The 21,442-nt window shown below is 63.8% G+C and carries 23 protein-coding genes; 4 read left to right on the top strand and 19 right to left on the bottom strand.

Annotated features, from left to right (window positions below; genetic code table 11):
• Positions 1-10: 10 nt before the first annotated feature.
• Positions 11-763 carry a cold-shock protein gene (locus tag IEX64_RS24695; protein WP_188818403.1) on the bottom strand — a complete coding sequence of 251 codons (753 nt, stop codon included), beginning with the start codon at positions 761-763 and terminating at the stop codon, positions 11-13.
• Between the two features lie 295 nt (positions 764-1,058).
• Between IEX64_RS24695 and IEX64_RS04060 the strand changes: the two genes are divergently transcribed.
• Positions 1,059-1,487 carry a protein tyrosine phosphatase family protein gene (locus IEX64_RS04060; RefSeq protein WP_188818402.1) on the top strand — a complete coding sequence of 143 codons (429 nt, stop codon included), beginning with the start codon at positions 1,059-1,061 and terminating at the stop codon, positions 1,485-1,487.
• 267 nt (positions 1,488-1,754) lie between these two features.
• Here the strand turns inward: IEX64_RS04060 and IEX64_RS04055 are convergent, their stop codons facing one another.
• The 5 genes from IEX64_RS04055 to IEX64_RS04035 all read right to left on the bottom strand — a co-directional run bounded on the left by IEX64_RS04055 (position 1,755) and on the right by IEX64_RS04035 (position 6,509).
• Entirely contained in the window at positions 1,755-2,093 is a 339-nt protein-coding gene (locus tag IEX64_RS04055) for a P-II family nitrogen regulator (RefSeq protein ID WP_188818401.1), read from the bottom strand.
• A 249-nt stretch (positions 2,094-2,342) separates the two neighbouring features.
• Complete coding sequence (locus IEX64_RS04050) at positions 2,343-3,659, bottom strand: ammonium transporter (protein ID WP_188818400.1); 1,317 nt, start codon at positions 3,657-3,659, stop codon at positions 2,343-2,345.
• 14 nt (positions 3,660-3,673) lie between these two features.
• Positions 3,674-4,012 (bottom strand): P-II family nitrogen regulator, encoded by a 339-nt coding sequence (locus IEX64_RS04045; RefSeq protein ID WP_008832047.1) that lies wholly within the window; start codon positions 4,010-4,012, stop codon positions 3,674-3,676.
• 152 nt (positions 4,013-4,164) lie between these two features.
• Positions 4,165-4,872: an endonuclease/exonuclease/phosphatase family protein gene (locus IEX64_RS04040; RefSeq protein WP_188818399.1), complete on the bottom strand. Its 708-nt coding sequence runs from the start codon at positions 4,870-4,872 to the stop codon at positions 4,165-4,167.
• 116 nt (positions 4,873-4,988) lie between these two features.
• A complete protein-coding gene (locus IEX64_RS04035) occupies positions 4,989-6,509 on the bottom strand; it encodes a peptide chain release factor 3 (RefSeq protein WP_188818398.1) in 1,521 nt (506 codons plus the stop codon).
• Between the two features lie 142 nt (positions 6,510-6,651).
• Here IEX64_RS04035 and IEX64_RS04030 point away from each other — a divergent pair, with 142 nt between their 5' ends.
• Positions 6,652-7,257, top strand: coding sequence for a hypothetical protein (locus tag IEX64_RS04030; protein WP_188818397.1), 606 nt, complete (start codon positions 6,652-6,654; stop codon positions 7,255-7,257).
• 7 nt (positions 7,258-7,264) lie between these two features.
• Here IEX64_RS04030 and IEX64_RS04025 read toward each other — a convergent pair whose 3' ends face one another.
• From IEX64_RS04025 to IEX64_RS03980, 10 genes are all read right to left on the bottom strand, one after another.
• Positions 7,265-8,014, bottom strand: coding sequence for an SDR family NAD(P)-dependent oxidoreductase (locus tag IEX64_RS04025; protein WP_188818396.1), 750 nt, complete (start codon positions 8,012-8,014; stop codon positions 7,265-7,267).
• Between the two features lie 11 nt (positions 8,015-8,025).
• Entirely contained in the window at positions 8,026-8,916 is an 891-nt protein-coding gene (locus IEX64_RS04020) for an aldose 1-epimerase family protein (RefSeq protein WP_188818395.1), read from the bottom strand.
• A gap of 22 nt (positions 8,917-8,938) precedes the next feature.
• Positions 8,939-11,353 (bottom strand): phenylalanine--tRNA ligase subunit beta, encoded by a 2,415-nt coding sequence (gene pheT, locus IEX64_RS04015; RefSeq protein WP_188818394.1) that lies wholly within the window; start codon positions 11,351-11,353, stop codon positions 8,939-8,941.
• Between the two features lie 28 nt (positions 11,354-11,381).
• On the bottom strand, positions 11,382-12,479 hold the full coding sequence (gene pheS / locus IEX64_RS04010) for a phenylalanine--tRNA ligase subunit alpha (protein ID WP_188818393.1): 1,098 nt from the start codon (positions 12,477-12,479) through the stop codon (positions 11,382-11,384).
• 82 nt (positions 12,480-12,561) lie between these two features.
• A complete protein-coding gene (locus tag IEX64_RS04005; protein WP_229710056.1) occupies positions 12,562-13,419 on the bottom strand; it encodes a helix-turn-helix domain-containing protein in 858 nt (285 codons plus the stop codon).
• 169 nt (positions 13,420-13,588) lie between these two features.
• Positions 13,589-13,948, bottom strand: a complete 360-nt coding sequence (gene rplT, locus IEX64_RS04000) for a 50S ribosomal protein L20 (protein WP_188818391.1) — start codon at positions 13,946-13,948, stop codon at positions 13,589-13,591.
• 13 nt (positions 13,949-13,961) lie between these two features.
• Positions 13,962-14,165: a 50S ribosomal protein L35 gene (gene rpmI, locus IEX64_RS03995; RefSeq protein ID WP_007012839.1), complete on the bottom strand. Its 204-nt coding sequence runs from the start codon at positions 14,163-14,165 to the stop codon at positions 13,962-13,964.
• 155 nt (positions 14,166-14,320) lie between these two features.
• Complete coding sequence (locus tag IEX64_RS03990) at positions 14,321-15,082, bottom strand: SDR family NAD(P)-dependent oxidoreductase (protein WP_188818390.1); 762 nt, start codon at positions 15,080-15,082, stop codon at positions 14,321-14,323.
• A gap of 24 nt (positions 15,083-15,106) precedes the next feature.
• Complete coding sequence (locus IEX64_RS03985) at positions 15,107-15,544, bottom strand: gamma-glutamylcyclotransferase family protein (protein WP_229710055.1); 438 nt, start codon at positions 15,542-15,544, stop codon at positions 15,107-15,109.
• 10 nt (positions 15,545-15,554) lie between these two features.
• The gene (locus IEX64_RS03980) at positions 15,555-16,337 is read right to left on the bottom strand and encodes an inositol monophosphatase family protein (protein ID WP_188818388.1); all 783 of its coding nucleotides are present in this window, start codon (positions 16,335-16,337) and stop codon (positions 15,555-15,557) included.
• Between the two features lie 169 nt (positions 16,338-16,506).
• On the opposite strand from IEX64_RS03980, the gene IEX64_RS03975 reads away from it, so the two are divergent.
• Positions 16,507-17,451: a helix-turn-helix domain-containing protein gene (locus IEX64_RS03975; protein ID WP_188818387.1), complete on the top strand. Its 945-nt coding sequence runs from the start codon at positions 16,507-16,509 to the stop codon at positions 17,449-17,451.
• A 44-nt stretch (positions 17,452-17,495) separates the two neighbouring features.
• Here IEX64_RS03975 and IEX64_RS03970 read toward each other — a convergent pair whose 3' ends face one another.
• Both IEX64_RS03970 and glpX read right to left on the bottom strand, forming a co-directional pair.
• Positions 17,496-18,431, bottom strand: coding sequence for a ribose-phosphate pyrophosphokinase (locus IEX64_RS03970; RefSeq protein ID WP_188818386.1), 936 nt, complete (start codon positions 18,429-18,431; stop codon positions 17,496-17,498).
• A 165-nt stretch (positions 18,432-18,596) separates the two neighbouring features.
• Entirely contained in the window at positions 18,597-19,580 is a 984-nt protein-coding gene (glpX, locus tag IEX64_RS03965) for a class II fructose-bisphosphatase (protein WP_188818385.1), read from the bottom strand.
• A gap of 171 nt (positions 19,581-19,751) precedes the next feature.
• On the opposite strand from glpX, the gene IEX64_RS03960 reads away from it, so the two are divergent.
• Positions 19,752-20,102: a hypothetical protein gene (locus IEX64_RS03960; RefSeq protein WP_188818384.1), complete on the top strand. Its 351-nt coding sequence runs from the start codon at positions 19,752-19,754 to the stop codon at positions 20,100-20,102.
• 24 nt (positions 20,103-20,126) lie between these two features.
• Here IEX64_RS03960 and IEX64_RS03955 read toward each other — a convergent pair whose 3' ends face one another.
• Entirely contained in the window at positions 20,127-21,431 is a 1,305-nt protein-coding gene (locus IEX64_RS03955; protein WP_188818383.1) for a homoserine dehydrogenase, read from the bottom strand.
• Between the last annotated feature and the right edge of the window lie 11 nt (positions 21,432-21,442).

Raw genomic sequence — 21,442 nt, 5'->3', positions numbered from 1 at the left:
GCAGGCCGGATCAACCCTGATGCGGCACAAGGTTGACCGCCGAGTACTTGCCTCGTCGATCGACCTCGATATCGAACTCCACCCGGTCGCCTTCATTGAGGCCGGGCATGCCCGAACGCTCGACGGCACTGATGTGCACGAATGCATCAGGCTGGCCGTCGTCACGGGTGATGAAGCCGAAACCCTTCATCGAGTTGAAGAACTTGACCGTGCCGGTTGCCCGTTCGCCGGTCAGCTGGCGCTGCGGCGCCGCTTCACGCTTTTCGACGGGGATCACGTCGCCCACGACCACGAGGTCGCTGGCGGAAACCTTGCCGCCGCGATCGACCAGCTGGAATTCCAGCTCCTGCCCCTCTGCCAGGCCTTCCAGGCCTGCGCGCTCGACCGCGCTGATGTGCACGAACACATCATCACCGCCTTCGTCGCGCTGAATGAAGCCGAAGCCTTTTGCCGAGTTGAAGAACTTTACAGTGCCCTTGCCCTGTCCAACGACCTGGGCAGGCATACCGCCGCCACGGGCGCCGCCGCCGCCGCCGAAACCGCCGCGGCCACCGCCACGCTGTCCGCCGCCGAAACCACCGCCGCGGTCATCACCACCGCCGAAACGATCGCCGCCGCCGCCACCGAAGCGGTCACCGCCGCCACTGAAACGGTCCTGGCCACCAAAACGATCCTGACCGCCGAAGAACGGATCGAAATCGTCCTCTCCGAACCGATCCCGCTTGTCGCGTCCCCTTCCGCGACGACCTCTATCAAAACCCATCTCTAAGAACGTACCTTCACATCGCCCCAAAAGCAGTCGCCCGGACACGTGGACGAGACCGCGCCGGGCGTCAGGCGAGTAGCTCGGTCAGTGCCCAGCCCTTTCCTGCGATCCTGACTCTTACACGAGTCTGCGCCCAATAGCGAATAGAAATAAGCGGTGAATTCGAACTCTAACCACCGGACATTGAAATTTGACCTGTAATTTGCCTTGCATGTTCGTTGTCCCGGGTATTGAACGTCGCAACACCAAGGCTCGATAAGGCCACGAACCGTCCCAATACGGAGAATCCGCCATGTTCCGCCAGATCACCGACACCGTATACGCCAGCCCGCAGATCGATACGACGTCGATTGCCGAAGCCAAGGCGCTGGGTGTCGTTCGGATCATCAACAACCGGCCGGAAGGCGAAAGCGACGACCAGACTCCGGGGGCAACGATCGAGGCTGCCGCACGCGAAGCAGGGATGGATTACGTGGCGATTCCCGTGACCCATGCCGGCTTCAGCCAGGGTCAGGTCGATGCCATGCAGGAGGCCCTCGAAAGCGCGGACGGCCCGGTTCTCGCCTATTGCCGTTCCGGCACCCGATCGACGCTGCTGTGGGCTCTCGCCAGAGCCAAAGCCGGAGACAATCCCGCGGCAATCGCATCGAAAGCGGCAGGTGCCGGCTACGACGTCTCGCCGGTGCGCGAACTGATCGACATGCTGGCGGCCGGGAAATAGCCTAGGCGGCGTGGACAAATTCCTCGTGGTCACGGCCGGAGGCAAAACCCGTCAATTCAAGAAGGCGAGGTGCAGGACTATGTCGATAGTTCCAGCCGAGCCGACGCGGAAGTGGCGGGTTTTGGTCCGGCCCCGCAGGGGTTGGCGTCAGATTGGCCCTGGCAGCGTTGCTCCGGCTTGAAAGAGGCCGGCTCTGGCTGCGCCTTCGCGCCTCACCAGGGCCAATCTGACGCCAACCGTGATCCGCGAGGAATTTGTCCACGCCGCCTAGAGCGCAAGTTCTCCGCGCTCGCCGGTGCGAATACGCACGGCATCGAAGAGATCCAGCACGAATATCTTGCCGTCACCGATTTCCTGGTTGTTGGCGGCCTGACGCACGATCTCGACAACCTTGCCTTCGAGATCGTCAGGCACCGCCATTTCCAGCTTCAGCTTGGGCAGCATGCTCGAGACATATTCCGCGCCGCGGTAGACTTCGCTCTGCCCCTTTTGCCGGCCATAGCCGCTGACCTCGCTGACGGTTAGGCCTAGGACTCCTGCGGCACTCAGCGCGTCCTTCACTTCGGTGAACTTGAAGGGCTTGATGATCGCGGTGATGAATTTCATGCTGTCGCGCTTCCCCCGAACATAACGGCAAATTCGCCGCCCCTCTGCGGGCCGGCGGGCGGCGCCAGCTTCCCACAAGATGTGCGTGCTGCAAAGAAAAACCGGCCCCGAGAGCCGGTGTTTCAAAGAAAAAAGGACCGGAGCGGCTGGCTCCGGTCCATTAAGTTTATGTTCGCAGGAGGAACATCTGTTGGCGACGACGGATGGGAGGAGAGGAGGAAATACCCGCCGCCGCCAAACTCGTAAGACTTAGTTGTAGGCGCGTTCGCCGTGCTCACCGATGTCGAGACCTTCGTGCTCGACTTCCTCGCTGACCCGGAGACCGGTAACCAGCTTGGCGATGAAGATGGCGATGGCAGTGCCGACCGCGGCCCAGACCAGCGAGATCACGACAGCCTGGATCTGGATCCACACCTGGGCGCCCATGGCGACCGAACCGTCGCCCGGACCACCGAAGCCCGGCTGGTAGACGATGCCGGTGCCGATGGCGCCGATGATGCCGCCCACGCCGTGGATGCCGAAAGCATCGAGCGAGTCGTCGTAACCGAGAGCCGGCTTGACCTTCGAAACGAGGATGAAGCAGACGATCGAGGCAACGGCGCCGAGGATGATCGCACCGAACGGACCCGAGTTACCGGCAGCCGGAGTAACGGCGACCAGCCCGGCGATGATGCCCGAGCAGAAGCCCAGAGCCGAGCCCTTGTGACCGCTGAACTTCTCAGCGAGCATCCAGAACAGGCCTGCCGAAGCGGTAGCGACGAAAGTGTTGATCATGGCGAGGCCGGCGGTGCCGTCGGCTTCGAGTTCGGAACCGGCGTTGAAGCCGAACCAACCCACCCACAGCAGGCCAGTGCCCACCATGGTCAGCGTCAGCGAGTGCGGCGGCATCGGCTCAGTCGGGTAGCCCTTGCGCTTGCCGAGGATGAGCGCCGCAACCAGCGCCGAGACACCGGCGTTGATGTGAACGACGGTACCACCGGCGAAGTCGAGAGCGCCCATCTCGAAGAGAAGGCCGCCACCAGCCCAGACCATGTGCGCGATCGGGAAGTAGACGATCGTCAGCCAGATGGCGGTGAACACCATCACGGCCGAGAACTTCATGCGCTCCACCGTGGCACCCAGAACCAGCGCGGCGGTGATCGCGGCGAAGGTCATCTGGAAACAGATGAAGACGTATTCGCTGATCACTTCGTCAGAGAACGTGGCAGCAGTGCTGTCGGGCGTGGTGTTCGCGAGGAACAGGTTGCCCCAGCTGAAGAAGGCGTTGCCTTCCGGACCGAAGGCGGTCGAGTAGCCGTAAATCACCCAGATGAGCATGGCGAGCGCAGCAGCGGCGCCAACCTGGGTCATCGTGGAAAGCATGTTCTTGGAGCGGGTCAGACCGCCGTAGAACAGGGCAAGGCCGGGAAGGATCATGAGCAGGACCAGCACGGTCGAGGTCATCATCCAGGCATTGTTGCCAGGATTGGGAACGGGTGCCGCGGCGGCTTCCTGAGCCCAGGCAGGGATGGCGGCGAACAGCGACGCGGTAAGCGCGCCTGCGCCGCAGAGAATCTTGCGGTTCATCGTGGTTACCCTCCTCAAAGCGCAGTATCGCCGGCTTCGCCGGTGCGGATGCGCACGGCGGAAGCGAGGTCGAGGACGAAAATCTTGCCGTCGCCGATGGCTTCGGTGCTGGCGACCTGTTGAATCGTTTCAACGATCTTCGGCGCCAGATCGTCCGGCGCAGCGACTTCGATCTTCACCTTGGGCAGCATGTTGGTCGAATACTCGGCCCCACGGTAGATTTCCGTCTGCCCCTTCTGCCTGCCGAAACCCTTCACCTCGGACACGGTCATACCGGCAACGCCGATCCCGCCCAGCGCCTCACGCACCTCGTCGAGCTTGAAGGGCTTGATGATGGCTATGATGAACTTCATGCCTATCCCCTGTTAGCCACCGGCCCCAGCGCCGGCTGGAGAGTGAATAAGCAAAGGGCATGCCAGTTTACCAATTGGCAAGATTCGAGGCACCTAGCCCCCGATCATCGCAGGCAGGGCACATTACACCGCCCGATTCATAAGCACGGTGCCTAATTTTTGGGCAGAGAGAGTGAGGCAAAAACCGGCAAATGGTCAGAACCTGTCGCTGACAACGGGCTGTGATGCACATTGGTTCCCAGAACCTGCCACTCGGCTGAAACAATAATACGATCGAGCCGGGCGATAGGCCGCCTAGAGGGAAAACTGCGCCCAGGAGAGAGCACCTTCCACCCCGGCTGATGGAATTCCTGCAGGCAGCCGCCGTGCTGCGACCACTCGTTTAGGTCTCCCATCATCACCGTGGGCACGTGGTGATCGCAATCTGCACAATGGGCGAGCACACTGCGTATCTGGTGCCGCCGACGCAGGCCGGACAGGTCCAGATGCATGCCGATCGCGCGGATACGCCGCCCCGCGATGGCGAGATCGGCCCGGATCGCTCCGCGCGGCTCGAGCACCGGGAGCGGAACCGGCGCGGCCTCGATCAACTCGATCCCCTTGCGCACGAGCAGAGCATTGCCGTGCCAGCCCAGACTGTCCGGCTTCATCGACAGCGGGACGGGCCTGTAGTCCGTCGCCGCGTGAATGGCGTCGAGCGGAAGCACGGCCATGCGGCGCCCGAAGCGGCGGTCCACCTCCTGCAGCGCGACGATGTCGGCATCGACCTCGCGCAGGATGCGCAGGATGCGCTCGTGATCGCGCCGCCGGTCGAGCCCTACGGCCTTGTGAATGTTGTAGCTGGCGAACGTGATCTGCAACCTGAAGCCCCGACCGATCTGCTGACGGTGACGAACTTATGCCCGCGCACGGCGGATTGCCAAGGCAGGTCGCTAAGCCAATGCGTGGAGCAACGGCCTGTTCCCCGCCGTCAGGCTCAACGCTCCTTTGTCGCGCTGAACGTCAAGTCCGGATTGCGTTCCTGCTGATAACCGACGTCCCAGGCCGAGCGGGCCATGAACACCGGGTCTCCGTCGCGATCCTTTGCGAGGTTCATCTTGTTGAACTCTGCAAAATCGCCGATGGCCTTGTCGCTGCCCGTGATCCAGCGCGCCGTATCGAACGGCGCCGCTTCCAGCACCGCCTCCACCTTGTACTCAGCCTCCAGCCGCGAAATGAGAACATCGAGCTGAAGCTGACCGACCACTCCGACGATCCACTGCGCGCCGATCTCCGGATAGAACACCTGGATGACGCCCTCTTCGGAAAGGTCGTCGAGCGCCTTGCGCAGTTGCTTCGTCTTGGTTGGGTCCTTGAGTGCGACGCGGCGCAGGATTTCCGGCGCGAAGTTGGGTAGGCCTGTAAAGCGGATCTGGTTTTTCTCCGAAAGCGTATCGCCCACCCGTAAGGTGCCGTGGTTGGGTATGCCGATGATATCGCCGGGCTCTGCGCTATCGGCAATCTCGCGGTCCTGCGCAAAGAACATGATCGGCGAGTGCACCGCAATCGGCTTGCCCAGCCCCGAGGGCGTCAGCTTCATGCCGCGCTTGAAGGTGCCGGAAACCAGTCGCATGAACGCGATGCGGTCGCGGTGCATGGGGTCCATGTTTGCCTGCACCTTGAAGATGAAGCCGGAGACTTCCTTGTTGTCCGGCTCCACCGGCCCAGCCTCGGTTGGCTGCGGACGCGGCGGCGGGGCGAAGTTGGCGATGGCATTGATCATTTCCGCCACACCGAAGTTCTTGAGTGCCGAGCCGAAATAGACCGGCGTCAGGTCGCCGCCACGATAAGCATCAATGTCGAATTCGGGATAGCCGACCTGCGCCAGTTCGACTTCCTCGGCCACGGCTTCGGGAAGCTCCACGTTTTCATCGACCTTGCCGAGAAACTCGCGCGAGCCGCCTTCGGGCCGGCTGACCTTACCCGTGCCGAGATCGAGAATACCCTCGAACAGGCCGCCCATGCCGACAGGCCAGGACATCGGGCAGACATCGAGCGCCAGCATGTCGGCGACTTCATCGAGCAGGTCGAAACAGGGGCGGCCTTCACGGTCCACCTTGTTGACGAAAGTGATGATCGGCACCGAACGCAGGCGGCAGACCTCGAAGAGCTTACGCGTCTGCGGCTCGATGCCCTTGGCAGCGTCGATCACCATGATCGCCGAATCGACTGCCGTCAGCGTGCGATAGGTGTCTTCCGAGAAGTCTTCGTGGCCCGGCGTATCGAGCAGGTTGAAGGTGATCCCGTCGCGCTCGAAGGTCATCACCGAGCTGGTTACGGAAATGCCGCGCTGCTGCTCGATCTTCATCCAGTCGGACCGCGCGCGCCGTGCCTGCCCGCGCGCTTTCACCTGACCGGCAAGATGGATCGCGCCGCCTTGCAGCAGCAGCTTTTCGGTCAGCGTGGTCTTACCCGCGTCGGGGTGCGAAATGATGGCAAAGGTACGGCGGTTGGACATGGCTCGCGCCCTAGACGCCCAGCCTTTTCGCGTCCACCGCAAAGCATGTCCCGCGCCCGCCAGACAGCAGCCTTGCGGCCTTAACCCGATGTCAAAATTCCACGCATATTCCCTTAGCCGACTACCATGACGGGAAATGCAGATGCTCATCCGCAAGTTCATCGTTTCGATTGTCGGCGCCGTGCTGGTCGCCGCCTGCGGCAACTCCGGCGAATATTACGAGAAGCCGCCGAAGCAGGTGACTTCGGCGCTCAAGTCCGCCTATCTTCCCACGCATGTGCTGGGCGGTTCCGTCAAAGCCAGCCGCGTTACGCAACCCGACGCCGAAACGGTGGTCACGGCACTGCTCGCCGAGAACAACAGCGAACTCATGCGCTTCGTGACGACCGTTGTTCCGGACGGCGACGGTTCGCGCGTCTCCACGGCCATTCTCCCTCCCGAAGGCCGGAACAAGGTGCGCGCCGAGAAAGCCCTGGCTGAAAACGGCCTCGCCATGGGGCTGATGAGCGCCGTCGCCAAGGAGCACGTCGCGGCTGCCATCGAAGGCCGCCCCTTCGACATGATGTTCGCCAGCCCGATGGGCAAAGGCATGATCGGCGCCATGCCCGGCATGTCCGAGAGGATCGATGCCGCGAACAAGGCTGCTTCGGACTTTGCGAAGTATCAGCAACAGGCCGACTTCGACGAAAAGTACGGCGACGACTGGGGCCGGAGCTCCAGCGACAAGGGAGACGACTGGGGCGACTGAGCCCCGATTACGTGTCCCTTGCCACCTGGAAACCGGCGAAGGACTGGTTCACCGGCATCAGTTCCAGCGCGTTGATGTTCACATGCGGCGGCTGGCTGGCCACCCACAGGACGACATCTGCAATATCCGCGCCAGTCAGTGGGTTCACCCCGGCGTAGAGCGTATCCGACGCCGTCTGATCGCCACCGGTGCGCACCAGCGTGAACTCGGTCTCCACCATGCCCGGCTCGATGGACGTCACGCGCACACCGGTGCCCGACAGATCGGACCGCAGGCCCAGCGAGAACTGGCGCACGAAGGCCTTGGTGCCGCCATAGACGTTACCCCCGGTGTAGGGATAGGTCGCCGCTACCGAGGACAGGTTCACGATCACGGCCTTGCTCTCGATGAGCTGCGGCAGAAGCTTGTGCGTCAACGCGATCAGCGAGGTCACGTTGGTCTCGATCATCGTCTTCCAATCGTCGAGGTCGGCGTCCTGCGCCCTGGCCGTGCCGAGCGCGAGCCCGGCGTTATTGACCAGGCAGTCGATGGACGAGAATGCAGCCGGCAAAGCGGCCAGAGCAGCGTCACGCGCGGTCTCGTCGCGCACGTCGAACACGCATGGGTGGACACGATCCGCGCCCAGTTCCTCGACGAGTGCATCCAGCCGCTCGGCCCGGCGTCCCGTCGCGATCACGCGCCAGCCTGCCTCAACGAATGCGCGGGCACAGGCTTCGCCGATGCCGGCGGTGGCGCCGGTGACGAGAACGGTCTTCATGATAGTCTCCTTCAATCGGCCCAAAGGACGGACACGTCCATGCGGAACGAACGGCTTCCGGCCGGCGCGAGTTGCACCACGCCGGGCTTGTCGCGGAAATCGCCGGAAAATCCAACCGGATCTGCATGCCCCTGCCAGGGCTCGATGCACAGAAATGCCGCGCCCGGCTTCTGCCAGAGCGCCAGCATCGGCAGATCGGGAAAGGCAAGGGCAAGCTGAGCGGCACCGGGGGTACCATAAGTGAGCGACCGGCTGGTCAGATGGTCCCAGATCACTGCGTCGGCTTCGAACAGCGCCGTATCGAGCTTCAGGTGATGCCCTTCCACCGGCGTGGGCTCAGCATCGCTCTGCATGAGCCCGCTTGCCGCCTCCAGGCGCCGGATCGGCTGCGGCTCGGGCTCGGCAAAGGCGATGACGTGATCGCTCTTCGGCGAGCCGCCGGGCAAGGGCCATGCGAAAGCCGGATGGTAGCCGAAGCTGAAGGGCAGCGCCGCCGTTCCGGGGTTGCGCACCGTCGCCTCGACACGAAGCGTCGTGCCTTCGATGTGGTAGGCGACCTCAAGCTCGAACGCGAAAGGATAGACCGCGCGCGTTTCGTCGCTGTCGCGCAGAAGGAACCGAGCCTCGTTTGCCTCAGCGGCGATAACATCGAAGCGCGAGCGGCGGGCAAAGCCATGCCTCGGAAGTTCATATTCGCTGCCATCGATGCGGTAGCGATCGTCGTTGAGGCCGCCGACGATTGGAAAAAGCAAGGGGGCATGCCCCGTCCAGAACGCCGGGTCGGCGTCCGTCATGAACTCGCGCCCGTGACTGTCGGTCAGCGAGCAGAGTTCAGCACCCAGCGGATCGATTCTCGCAGTGAGATCGCCGGAAGAGATAGTGACATAGTCCGCTTCAGGCACCGGCGATCTCCTGTTTCCCGTCTCAGCCGCGCAGAACGGCTCCAAGCTTGGCCGCAGCAGCAGTCACCTTGTCGGTAATCGCCTTGAGGTCCGCATCCTTGTAGCTCTTTTCGAGCGGCTGGAGCACGACTTCAAGGGCCAGCGATTTCTGTCCTTCCGGAACGCCCTGTCCACGAAAGTCGTCGAACAGCCGGGCGGAGACGATATTGGCCTTGTCCGCCCCCTGCACCACGCGCACCAGATCGGCGGCAGGCAGATCCGCCGGCACAAGGAACGCATAGTCGCGCGTCACCGCCTGCAGCGCCGGCGGCGCGTACTGGGTGCGTGCGAACGAGGCAGCACCCTTCTTGCCGGGAATGGCGTCGAGGTAGATTTCCGTGAGCGCGACCGGACCGTCGATGTCGAAGGCCTTGGCGGCTGTGGGATGCAGCATCCCGAAACGGGCCAGCACGTTCTTGGGACCGAGGCGCAGCGTGCCCGACTGCCCGGGATGGAACTGCGAACCGGCCTCGCCCATGACCTGCAGCTTGTCGGCAGGCGCGCCAGCTTCGGCGAGCAGCGCCAGCGCTTCGGCCTTGGCATCGTAGGCATCGAAAGCAACGGCCTTTCCGGTGGCCCAGCCGCGCGCCGTCTTTTCACCCGCCAGCACGACGCCCAGCGCCATACGCTCGTCGCTCGCACCACCATTGCCGCGCAGATAGCGCCGGCCGAGTTCGAACAGCCGCAGCGAGGAAGCGCCGCGATCGAGATTGCGCTTGGCCGCCGAGAGCAGGCCCGGAAGCAACGAGGGGCGCATGACCTTCATGTCCTCGCTGATCGGGTTGGAAAGCGCCCACAGGCCGCCATTGCCGTCGGCGAAGAAGTCCGCGTCGGCCTGCGGCAGGAACGACCAGGTGACGGCCTCGTGAAGACCGCGTGCCGCAGCCGCGCGGCGCACGCGCCGTTCCAGTTTCTGGCCCGGTGTCGCGGTCGGGCGGGCAATGCCTTCAGCACGCGGCAAGGCGACGCTCTCGATCTTGTCGAGACCATGGATGCGCACGACTTCCTCGACGAGATCGGGCGCGCCATCGACGTCGGGACGCCAGCCGGGAACGGTCACAGCCCAGCCCTTCTCGAAACCGGCCTTCTCGACCACTACCGAAAAACCCAGCGATTCAAGAATGCGCCGCTGTTCATCGGGCTTGATGGAAACGCCGCCAAGCTTTTCGGTCAGCGCCGGATCGAAGTGGGAGATCTTGGGTGTCGTCGGCGCCGCGCCGGCACGAACCACTTCAGAAGCCTCACCGCCGCACAGCGTCTGGATCAGCTTGGTCAGGTGCGCGAGGCCCTGATCGAGGAAATTCGGATCGATGCCGCGTTCGAAACGGCCGCGCGCGTCCGACGTGAGGTTCAGCTTGCGGCCGGTCCGCGCAATGCGCTCAGGATCGAAATAGGCGATTTCCAGCAAGATGTCGGTCGTTTCGTCCCCGCAGCCCGAATGCTCGCCGCCCATGATCCCGGCAATGTCGTGCACGCCGCTATCGTCGGCGATCACAGTCATCCCCGAATCGAGCGTGTATTCCTTCTCGTTGAGCGCCAGCACCGTCTCCCCGTCCTTCGCGCGGCGCGCCACGACTGCACCGTTCAGCTTGGCAAGGTCATAGGCATGGGCCGGACGCCCATAGGCGAGCATCAGATAGTTGGTCGCATCGACCAGCGCGGAGATCGGGCGCTGCCCGGCGGCGGTCAACCGCTCCTGCAGCCACTGCGGCGAGGGGCCGTTCTTCACACCCTTGATGACCCGGCCGTAGAAAGCCGGGCAGCCTTCGGGATCGTCCGTGCGCACCTCAACCGGGCACGCGAACGAGCCGGGCAGGTCGAGTTCCGCAATCGGGTTGAGCGTGCCGATGCCGGCCGCCGCAAGGTCGCGGGCAATGCCGTAGACGCCCATGCAGTCCGGGCGGTTGGGGGTGATGGCGACATCGATCACCGGATCGGCGCCGTGATACTCGGCAAAGGCCGTGCCGACCGGCGCATCCTCGGGAAGCTCGATAATGCCGTCGTGGTCTTCGCCCAGCTCAAGCTCACGGGTCGAGCACATCATGCCGTTCGATTCGACACCGCGGATCGCCGACTTCTTCAGCACCAGACCGTTGGCAGGGACCGTGGCGCCCGGCAGGCCGAGCACGCCGATCATGCCGGCGCGCGCGTTGGGCGCCCCGCACACGACCTGCAGCGGATCGCCTTCGCCGGTATCGACCGACAGCACCTGCAGCTTGTCGGCATCGGGATGCCTGGTCGCGGTCAGCACCTTGGCGACGCGGAAACCGGCCAGCTTTTCGGTCGGGTCCTCGATGCCTTCGACTTCAAGGCCGACGGCGTTGAGCTTTGCAGCGATCTCTTCGACCGTCGCTTCGGTTTCCAGGTACTGCTTGAGCCAGGAGAGCGAGAATTTCATGTGTTCTTTCCTTCCGCGATCCGGCCGTTCAGGCAGGCGTACCGACGCCGCCCGAAAGGGTCGGCACGTCGAGGGCGGAAAATCCGTAGTGAGAGAGCCAGCGTACATCGCCGTCGAAGAAGGCGCGCAGATCGTCCATACCGTATTTCAGCATGGCGAGACGGTCGACGCCGACGCCGAAGGCAAAGCCCTGCCACTCGTCGGGATCGAGACCGCCGGCCTCGATGACGCGGCGGTTGACCATGCCGCTGCCCAGCACTTCCATCCAGGCGTGGCCCGGCGCATCGCCAGACCCGCCGACCACGCGGCGACCGCCTTCGTTGGCATAGCCAACGTCCACTTCCACCGAAGGCTCGGTGAAGGGGAAGTAGCTGGGGCGCAGGCGCAGGACGATGTCGTCGCGCTCGAAATAGGCCTTGAGGAAGGTCTCCAGCGTCCACTTGAGGTGGCCGAGGTGAATGTCCTTGTCGATCACCAGCGCTTCGATCTGGTGGAACATCGGCGTGTGCGTGGCGTCGCTGTCCGAGCGATAGACGCGGCCCGGCGCGATGATGCGCAGCGGCGCACCTTCGGCGAGCATCGTGCGGATCTGGACCGGCGAAGTGTGTGTGCGCAGCACCATCTCCCGTTCCTGCGCGTCGCGGTCCGGAAAATAGAAGGTGTCGTGCATCGCCCGCGCCGGGTGGCTTTCCGGCATGTTGAGCGCGGTGAAGTTGTGCCAGTCGTCTTCGATCTCGGGACCGGTGGCGACCGCGAAACCCATGTCGGCGAAGATCTCCGCCAGTTCGTCCATCACTTGCGAGACCGGGTGAACAGTACCCTTGGGCGCTTCGGGGGCAGGCAGCGAAAGGTCGATCGTTTCGGCGGCCAGACGCGCATCGAGCGCGGCGGCTTCCAGGGCGTCCTTGCGCGCGGCCAGGGCATCGGCAACACTTTCGCGCAGACCGTGGATCTTGGGGCCCTCTACCTTGCGCTCATCGGGCGACATCTTGCCGAGCGTCTTGAGCAGGCCGGAAATCGACCCCTGCTTGCCGAGAAACTCGACCCGCAGCGCCTCTACCGTCTCGAGATCGGTCGCGCCTTCGATGCGCGAAAGGGCCTGCTGGCCGGTTGCTGCGTAGTCCAAGTGTCTTCTGCCTGGTTGTTGGTCGGTATTGCGCCGCGGTCCTTAGGAGGCTCGCGGCCGAATCGCAACGGAGGAGACCGCGTCAGGTACAGGCGAGACTGGCCATCCCGTCGGAGCCCCAGAGATTTTCGCGCCCGTAGCGAGCCCGCTCGCGAATGACCGGCTCGACCACCGGCTTGTAACGCTGGCCGTATTCGCTGGGCGTCATGCCCATGAAGTGCCGGAAGTCGCGCACGAACTGGGCCTGATCGTGATAGGCGGCATCGAGCGCGCCGATCCACTTCAGCGAGGGATCGACCGTGAAGTCGGTCAGGCTGCGCAGGAACCGCTGCCGGCGCAGCAAGAGTTTGGGCGGAAAGCCGAAGGTCCGGCGGCATAGCCGCTCCAGCGAACGCCGGCTGAGCCCCGCAACGTCCGCCAACTGCGCGACCGAATCGACTTCCGGGTCGTAAAGCGCGTCATAGACCTTGGCGATGCTGTCGGCCGCCGGCTCATCGAGCGGCTCGAGCCCATCGAAGAATTCGGTCAGGCGCTGCAGTTCACCGTCACGGTCAGGCTCCTCGGAAAAGAGCATCTCGGCAAGGGGCCGGAAACGCTCGAAAGTCGGATCGGCCATGCCGTCGACAAGGCGGTTCGCATATTCGTGGGCGGGCTTGCCGACCAGCAGCGACCAGCCCAGCGGATGGATCAGCACGCCCCACTGACGCAGGCTTCCCGTGCGAATATTCACTTCCTGCGAACGCGGCCCGGATACCGAGAAACGCGACTTGCCGAGCTGACCACCTTCACGAGTCGTGCCGGCGATTACAGGCGCCTGATTAAAGCGCATCGTGGCCCAGTCGGGGAACATGAAGTCCTCGATGACGCCACCGTCGCTGACGGTGATCTCGATCAGGAAAATGCCCGCAAAATATCGGCGCAGCCCCGGCGAGCTACTCAAATAGTTTGCAGAGACCGTGCAGGCCGACGGCATTTCCAATCGCTCCAACTTTATGAACGTCTTCGCGGATCGCCCACCAACCAAGAAAAAAGGGCGCGGACAAGACGTCCACGCCCCTTTTTTTCATTTCCGGTCCGAGATTAGCATCCCGAAACGAAATTCCTGGCGATCAGGCCGGCAGAGCTGCCTTGGCCTGAGCGATCACGGTCGAGAACACAGTGCCCTCGTTCATCGCCAGATCGGCCATCGACTTGCGGTCGAGCTCGATGCCGGCGAGCTTCGCGCCGTGCATGAACTGCGAGTAGGTCAGGCCTTCTGCGCGAACGGCAGCGTTGATGCGCTGGATCCACAGAGCGCGGAAGTTGCGCTTCTTAACCTTGCGGTCGCGATAGGCGTACTGGCCGGCCTTTTCGACGGCCTGACGAGCGACGCGGATCGTATTCTTGCGGCGGCCACGGTAGCCCTTGGCCTGCTCGAGAAGACGCTTGTGCTTTGTGCGGGTGGTAACACCCCTCTTGATACGGCTCATCGGTCAGTACTCCTCAGTTGAGCCCGTAGGGCGCCCACTTCTTGATCGTCTTGGCATCGGCGTCGGAAATGACTTCGGTGCCGCGATTCTGGCGGATGTACTTGCCGTTGTGGCTGATGAGGCGGTGACGCTTGCCGGCAACGCCGTGCTTCACCTTGCCGGTGGCGGTGAGCTTGAAGCGCTTCTTCACACCGCTCTTGGTCTTCAACTTGGGCATTTTCGTCTCCTGTTCAGGGACACGTGCAGTCAGCCCTGGCAGCCCTTTTCGCCAGGCCGACCCGCGAATCTCTTTGTGAAAGACTCAACCGTGTCGATTGAAGGGCGGGCCTTTAGTGCGCAAAACGCGGAAAGGCAAGGGCAACCTCGGCCCGTTCAATCGGCGTAGATCATCCGCCGGGTCATGCCGCCGTCGACGACGATCTCCTGACCGGTGACGAACCCTGCCCCCTCGCCTGCCAGCCACGCCACGGCATCGACGATATCCTCGACACGGCCTACCCGGCCGACCGGGTGCTGTGCCCTGTCCTCCCGCGAATGCTCCGGTTCGCTCCTCCGGTCCGACCTCTGCCAGGGACCCGTCTCGATCCAGCCCGGCAGCACCGAATTAACCCGGATTTCCGGCCCGAGACTGACCGCCATGGCATGCGTCAGGGCACAAAGGCCGCCTTTCGCTGCCGCATAGGCGAAGCAGTCGGGCTCCGACTGCAGGGCACGCGTCGACGAGATGTTGACGATGGCGGCCGGAGCCCCGGCCCGCAGCAGGGGCAAGGCCTCGCGCGAACACAGGAACGCGGAGGTCAGGCTGGCATCGACCCAGCCTTGCCATCGATCGAGCGAGAGATCCTCCAACGGCCCGCAGAAAGGATCGGCGATACCGGCATTGTTGACGAGGAGGTGCGCTGCATTCGTCCATGCAGCTATGCGCTCGAAGGCCTGAAGGACATCCTTCTCCGCCCCGACATCGCAGGGAATAGCCAGAAACTGCGATTCCGGCACGAGGTCCCGCAGTTCGGCCAGCGCCTGTTCGTCCCGGTCGAGCGCGACCGCGCGCCAGCCGTTCCTGGCAAAGTGCAATGTCAGGCCGCGCCCGATGCCCGCGGCACCGCCGGTGATGATGGCTGTTCTTTCACTCATGCCGATCTAACCAACAAGTATCTTTCAAGTGCCATTGCGCGGCGTGGAAAAGGCACTGCGGCGCGTCCGGCGAAGCCATGCAAGGAAATCGCCGTCGGCTATAGCCTCCACGTCATGCGGCAGTGTCGTATGCCAGAGGTAGAGCTGTGCGACCTCCCGCTGCCCTTCCATGGTTCGCACCGGAGCCGCAACGCGGCGATACTCACATCCTTCATATCGGTCGAGTAGCGCGAGCTCACCCGGACCAAGCGACAGCCAGCACAGCGTTCCGACAACGTGCTTCCCGCCGCGCGGGGGCAGCAGTGCGGGAAACCACCCGTTGCCCCCGCGGACCGCGAAGATCCGGCCGGGTGCAGAGGCCGGTTCGGACCGGATAAGCCGCGCAGCGATCCATTGCCCCATGCGCGTGCCGGCCTGCGGCTGCAGCGTCCCGTAGACGAACAGACGGCAAACGCGCTTCACCGGCATTTTATCAATGGTGGCAGGCCAGCGCCTCGACGACATCCTCCAAACGGGCCGGATCGCCTATCGCGAGAACGTGCCCTTGCGAATCGGCATTGAGAGGCTCGCCGCTCCAGTCGCACATCGTGCCGCCGGCCCCTTCGACGACAGGCACCAGGGCGGCCCAGTCGTGAAGCTTCAACCCCGCCTCGCACACAAGGTCGATCTGGCCGCTCGCCAGCAGCCCATAGTTATAGCAGTCACCACCCATCATCATCCGGCGATGATCCGTCTTGGCGGCGAGGGCCATGAAGTGGTCGCCTTCATGGTCGTCGAAGTACTGCGGACCGGTCGTTGCGAGCATGGCTTCGGACAGCTCGCGGCAGGCCTTTGTCCGCACCGGCTTGCCATTGAACAGGGTGGGATGACCGCTCGCACCGACCCAGCGCTCGCCCAGTATGGGCTGGTCGATGACACCGAGCACTGGCCATCCATCGACCAGCAGCGCGATCAGCGTCCCGAAAATCGGACGGCCGGCTATGAACGAGACCGTGCCGTCGATCGGATCGAGCACCCATGTGCGGTTCGACGATCCCTGTTCGGTCCCGAATTCCTCCCCGATGATGCTGTCCTGCCCGACCTCGGCCTTGAGAATGCGGCGCATCGCCTCTTCAGCCGCCCGGTCCGCCTCCGTCACCGGCGAGGCATCAGCCTTGCGCTCGGCCCCGAGACCGCTGCGGAAATGGGGGCGGATCGCATTTCCGGCTGCTTCGGCAAGCCGGATGGCGAGGGCGATGTCCTGTTCGATCTTCATGCCCATCCTGTGCGCGGCCCTGCCCGTCGCGGTCAAGATGCCTGTTGAATAACAGTCAACCTGCAAGAAAATGACAGGGATTGAAATGAGTATGGGGATTTCCCCAAGTTGCAGGTAAATGCTACACAAAGTAACCGCAACCGGCAGGGGGATGCGGCAAGAGTGGGGCATGAATCAGAAAAATCGCCCGGCTATCGATCCGTCAATCGTGCCGGAACAGGGGGTTACTAAGGACGGACAACCCCTTTCCTATAATCGTGCCCCGGCGCCCGATCTGGCGCCGTGGATTGCACGACTTTATGTAACCAAAGTAGTCGCTCCGGCGGACTACACTTTGTCGTGCGGAATTTTCAACGACACGCCTTTCGTGCGCATCCAGCTCGCTGGTGTCTGGACTGCCGAGACGGCTACCGGCCCTGAAGCCATGGGCCGTGAAGCTCTTTTCTTCGGCCCCCAGACCAAGCGCATGCCGATAACCGTGACCGGCAGCTTCATCAGCGTCGGTGTGGGGATACGCCCCGGCGCCTGCACTGCCTTGCGCGGCCCGCGCGTGGGCGAGTTTCTGGACCGGCTGGTGCCGACCAGCGCCGTCGCCACCCCGTCTGACAGGGTCCTGCGCATGCTGCGCGCGGACGGCGCACCGGAAGACTGGCTGCAAGCCCTCGAATCGCAAGTGCGAAAACGTGTCGAACACATGGACGGCACCCTGCCCGATCCCGTTTCCGCGCGGTTCGAGGAACTCGCCTTCAGCAATCCCGCCATCGCGGTCAGCGATGCTGCCGAGCATTGCGGCGTCGAACGCCGAAAACTGGAACGCGTCGTCAATCGCGACTTCGGGCTTTCACCCAAGCAGGTCCTGCGCCGGGCGCGGGCGCTCGACATGGCCAGCCACCTGCGCGGCGTGGCAGATCTGGACGAAGCCGAAGAGATCGCCCTGCGCTACTACGACGAGAGCCATCTCATTCACGAGTTCTCGGCCTTCTTCGGGATGTCGCCGCGCCAGTTCGTGGCCACGCCGCAGCCCTTGCTGACGCTGGCCCTCGAATCGCGTCAGGCCCGCCGGCTCGAAGCGCTGAAACGCATCGAACCGGGCGAAGCGAGGCCCTGGCAATAAGGGAGAGCGACGGCGGCATGATGGCCGCCTCGCCGATCAGCCGATCAATCGAACAGGCTGGAAACCGAGCTTTCGTCGGCGATGCGGCGAATCGCCTCGCCCACAAGCGGCGCGATCGTCAGCACACGGATGCGGTCAGACTGCTTGGCGGCCTCGGTCGTCTGGATCGAATCGGTGATCACGAGTTCCTTAAGCGCCGAGTTGCTGACGCGCGAAACCGCGGCACCGGACAGAACACCGTGGGTGATGTAGGCGGTGACGCTGGTTGCGCCCTCGTCCATCAGCGCCTGTGCAGCGTTGCACAGCGTGCCGCCCGAATCGATGATGTCGTCGATGAGGATGCAGGCACGGCCCTTCACATCGCCGATGATGTTCATCACTTCCGACTGGCCGGGACGGTCACGGCGCTTGTCGACGATGGCCAGCGGCGCGTTGTCGAGGCGCTTGGCCAGCGCACGGGCGCGCACCACGCCGCCGACGTCGGGCGAGACGACCATGAGCGACTGGTCGCCGTAGCGCGCCTGAATGTCCGCCGCCATGACCGGCGCTGCGAAGAGGTTGTCGGTCGGAATGTCGAAAAAGCCCTGGATCTGGCCCGCGTGCAGGTCGACCGAAAGAACGCGGTCGGCGCCGGCTTCGGTAATCAGGTTGGCCACCAGCTTGGCCGAGATCGGCGTACGCGGGCCCGGCTTGCGGTCCTGACGGGCGTAGCCGAAGTAAGGAACCACGGCGGTGATCCGCTTCGCCGAGGCGCGGCGCAGCGCATCGACGCAGATCAGCAGTTCCATGAGGTTGTCGTTGGCCGGGTAGCTGGTCGGCTGGACGACGAAGACGTCCTCGCCGCGAACGTTCTCGTGGATTTCGACGAAGATTTCCTCGTCCGCGAAGCGACGGACGCTGGCATCGGTGAGCGGCAGCTCAAGATACCCTGCAATTGCGCGCGCGAGCGGCAGGTTGCTGTTCCCGGACATGATCTTCATGGCGAATCCCCAAAGGCCCCTAGGTGCTGGCTTGACGCGCCGCGTCTACCCGTGCGTCACGCGATTGCAATAGAGCGTACGCGGTTTTCACCGGACCCGAAATGGCAAAGGCCGGGCCCGGACGAACCGGACCCGGCCATTTGAAAGCCCTTGATGCGGGAGCGATCAGCCTTCGCTGTGCTCGCCGCGAATCCAGCGCACGGTGCCCGAGCTGGCACGCATGACCACGCTCTCGGTGGTCATCTTGCCGCCCTTGAGGTGCTTCACGCCTTCCAGCAGCGAGCCGCTGGTGACGCCGGTCGCCGCGAAGATGCAGTCGCCCTTGGCCAGTTCCTCGAGCTTGTAGATCTTGTCGAGATCCTCGATGCCCCACTTCTTGGCGCGGCCACGCTCGTCGTCGTTGCGGAACAGCAGGCGGCCGTTGAACTGGCCACCAACACAGCGCAGCGCCGCAGCAGCCAGCACGCCTTCGGGCGCACCGCCCGAACCCATGTACATGTCGATCGTGGTGTTCTCGTCAGTCACCGCGATGACGCCGGCAACGTCGCCGTCGCCGATCAGCACGACACCGCAACCCAGTTCGCGCAGTTCGGCAATCAGGGCCTCGTGACGGGGGCGGTCGAGCACGCAGACAATGATGTCTTCCGGCTTCACGCCCTTTGCCGCCGCGACCGCCTTGACGTTCTCGGTCGGCGTCTTGGCGAGATCGATCACACCGTCCGGGTAACCGGGGCCGACCGCGATCTTGTCCATGTAGACGTCGGGTGCGTTGAGCAGGCAACCTTCTTCGGCGGCTGCGAGAACGGCGAGGGCGTTCGGACCAGCCTTGGCCGTGATCGTCGTGCCTTCGAGGGGGTCGAGCGCGATGTCGATCTTGGGGCCCTTGCCGGGCGCGCCGCCGACCTTTTCGCCGATGAAGAGCATCGGGGCTTCATCCCGCTCGCCTTCACCGATCACGACAGTACCATCTATGTCAAGCTCATCAAAAGCCTTGCGCATGGCTTCTACAGCGGCATGATCGGCCGCCTTCTCATCACCGCGGCCCACCAAATGGGATGCGGCGATTGCAGCGGCTTCGGTAACACGAACCATTTCGAGTACGAGGACGCGATCGAGTACTTTACTTGCGGGAGTCGGCTTCATGGACATGTTCACTCCGGATTAATCCAGGGAGGAAAGGTTCGGACCGCTTAGACAGAGGATGTCGGATTGTCGAGAAGCTGTACGTTTCTTTTAGCTATTGCAGCAATTAGCCCCGCCCCGGCGATAGCGCAGGCGGCCAGTCAACCGAGCGAAGCCGACCGGGCTATCGCTGAACAGATGATGTCGGCCGGAGGGCAGATCACGCGTGATACTTCGCGCAACCACTGCCTGCGCACCATCCGGCAGGGCGAGATCACCGTGTGCGCTCCGGACGAGGACGAATTCCGCATTCCCTCGACGGCGGACTCCGATCCCGATTCGGCTGCGGCCCTGAACGACGGACGCCTTCATGCGCCCGACGTTGCCGGCGATGGCATTTTCAAAGGCAAGTCGACCATGGCGGGCATGTGCATGCTGCCGTCCTGCCCTCCCGAACAGCCTTACCTGATCGATCTGTCCACGATTCCCGAAGCCCCGGCCGGCTCGGACGCCGACAAGATCGCCAAGGGGGAAATGCGCGCGCCCTGACCGGCGCGCGCGGCACAGGCTTCGTCAGTCGATGATCTGCATCACCAGAGGTTGCGCGGCGAGGCTGTCCGAGCCCTCGAGAATGCGCATGGCTTCGCTCACCGCGCTTTCGGGCCCTTCATGCGTAACCATCGCTATGATGACTTCGCCGTCGTCGTCGGGATCGCCCTTCTGGATCAGGCTTTCGATCGAGACATTAGCATCACGCATGGCGGCAGTGATCTCCGCCAGCACGCCCGGGCGATCCGGAACCGTGAAACGGATGTAGGAACGGCCGAGGCGATGCCCGGTCGGTGCCGGCTCCATCGGCTCGAGTTCGCCTGCGGGCATCGAGAACGTGGCGCCCTTTTCACCGCGGGCAATGTCGATGATGTCCGCGACAACGGCACTGGCCGTCGGCCCGTCGCCTGCGCCCGCGCCCTGGAACAGCAAGCGCCCCATGAAGTTGCCCTCAGCCACCACGGCATTGGTCGGGCCGTCGACGTGGGCCAGCGGGTGACCGAACGGCACGAGATGCGGCCGTACGCGCTGGAACAGACGCGGCGCTGCCTCGCTGCGGTCGATCTCTGCGGTACCGATCAGGCGGATCACATACCCCAGCGTATGGGCCTGCTCGATGTCGGCAGCCTTGACTCGCGAGATGCCCATCGTTTCCACAGTATCGAAGCGCAGCCGCGCGCCGAAAGCAATGGCAGCCAGAATGGACAGCTTGTGCGCCGCATCGACACCCTCGATGTCGAAAGTGGGGTCAGCCTCGGCATACCCCAGTCGCTGCGCATCGGCGAGCACGTCACCGAAGTCGGCGCCGGTATCCTCCATGGTGGAGAGGATGTAATTGCAGGTGCCGTTAAGGATGCCATAGACGCGGTCGATCGCGTTCGCGGCGGCGCCCTCGCTCAGACCCTTGATGACGGGAATGCCGCCGGCAACGGCTGCTTCGAACTTGAGCGCAACGCCAGCCTTTTCCGCAGACGCCGCCAGTTCCATGCCGTGATGCGCGATGAGGGCCTTGTTGGCGGTAACCAACCCCTTGCCGTGCGCAATCGCACCGCGCACCAGCGTAAGTGCAGGGCCGTCGGAGCCGCCGACGAGTTCGACCACAACGTCGACATCGTCCCGCAGCGTCATCGCATCCGGATCGTCCTCCCAGTCGTAGCCGGAAAGATCCACGCCCCGGTCCTTGGTGCGATCGCGCGCACTGACGGCAACGATCCGGATGGGACGACCCGCGCGCCGGGCAATCAGCTCGGCATTCGTCTCGATCAGACGAACGACCCCCGTGCCGACAGTTCCCAGACCTGCAAGTGCGATGTTCAGCGGTTCTGCCATAGTGCTCCCTT

Source organism: Novosphingobium indicum, from assembly GCF_014645195.1.
Lineage (GTDB): Bacteria > Pseudomonadota > Alphaproteobacteria > Sphingomonadales > Sphingomonadaceae > Novosphingobium > Novosphingobium indicum.
The sequence above is the reverse complement of the archived record's forward strand: the minus strand, read 5'-3'. Positions and strand labels throughout refer to the sequence as shown.

Bases quoted from the DNA above. Each gene is read 5' to 3' on its own strand.
- IEX64_RS24695 (WP_188818403.1), bottom strand. From the start codon at position 763: ATGGGTTTTGATAGAGGTCGTCGCGGAAGGGGACGCGACAAGCGGGAT.
- IEX64_RS04060 (WP_188818402.1), top strand. From the start codon at position 1,059: ATGTTCCGCCAGATCACCGACACCGTATACGCCAGCCCGCAGATCGAT.
- IEX64_RS04055 (WP_188818401.1), bottom strand. From the start codon at position 2,093: ATGAAATTCATCACCGCGATCATCAAGCCCTTCAAGTTCACCGAAGTG.
- IEX64_RS04050 (WP_188818400.1), bottom strand. From the start codon at position 3,659: ATGAACCGCAAGATTCTCTGCGGCGCAGGCGCGCTTACCGCGTCGCTG.
- IEX64_RS04045 (WP_008832047.1), bottom strand. From the start codon at position 4,012: ATGAAGTTCATCATAGCCATCATCAAGCCCTTCAAGCTCGACGAGGTG.
- IEX64_RS04035 (WP_188818398.1), bottom strand. From the start codon at position 6,509: ATGTCCAACCGCCGTACCTTTGCCATCATTTCGCACCCCGACGCGGGT.
- IEX64_RS04030 (WP_188818397.1), top strand. From the start codon at position 6,652: ATGCTCATCCGCAAGTTCATCGTTTCGATTGTCGGCGCCGTGCTGGTC.
- IEX64_RS04025 (WP_188818396.1), bottom strand. From the start codon at position 8,014: ATGAAGACCGTTCTCGTCACCGGCGCCACCGCCGGCATCGGCGAAGCC.
- pheT (WP_188818394.1), bottom strand. From the start codon at position 11,353: ATGAAATTCTCGCTCTCCTGGCTCAAGCAGTACCTGGAAACCGAAGCG.
- rplT (WP_188818391.1), bottom strand. From the start codon at position 13,948: ATGAGCCGTATCAAGAGGGGTGTTACCACCCGCACAAAGCACAAGCGT.
- rpmI (WP_007012839.1), bottom strand. From the start codon at position 14,165: ATGCCCAAGTTGAAGACCAAGAGCGGTGTGAAGAAGCGCTTCAAGCTC.
- IEX64_RS03990 (WP_188818390.1), bottom strand. From the start codon at position 15,082: ATGAGTGAAAGAACAGCCATCATCACCGGCGGTGCCGCGGGCATCGGG.
- IEX64_RS03980 (WP_188818388.1), bottom strand. From the start codon at position 16,337: ATGAAGATCGAACAGGACATCGCCCTCGCCATCCGGCTTGCCGAAGCA.
- IEX64_RS03975 (WP_188818387.1), top strand. From the start codon at position 16,507: ATGAATCAGAAAAATCGCCCGGCTATCGATCCGTCAATCGTGCCGGAA.
- IEX64_RS03970 (WP_188818386.1), bottom strand. From the start codon at position 18,431: ATGAAGATCATGTCCGGGAACAGCAACCTGCCGCTCGCGCGCGCAATT.
- glpX (WP_188818385.1), bottom strand. From the start codon at position 19,580: ATGTCCATGAAGCCGACTCCCGCAAGTAAAGTACTCGATCGCGTCCTC.
- IEX64_RS03960 (WP_188818384.1), top strand. From the start codon at position 19,752: ATGATGTCGGCCGGAGGGCAGATCACGCGTGATACTTCGCGCAACCAC.
- IEX64_RS03955 (WP_188818383.1), bottom strand. From the start codon at position 21,431: ATGGCAGAACCGCTGAACATCGCACTTGCAGGTCTGGGAACTGTCGGC.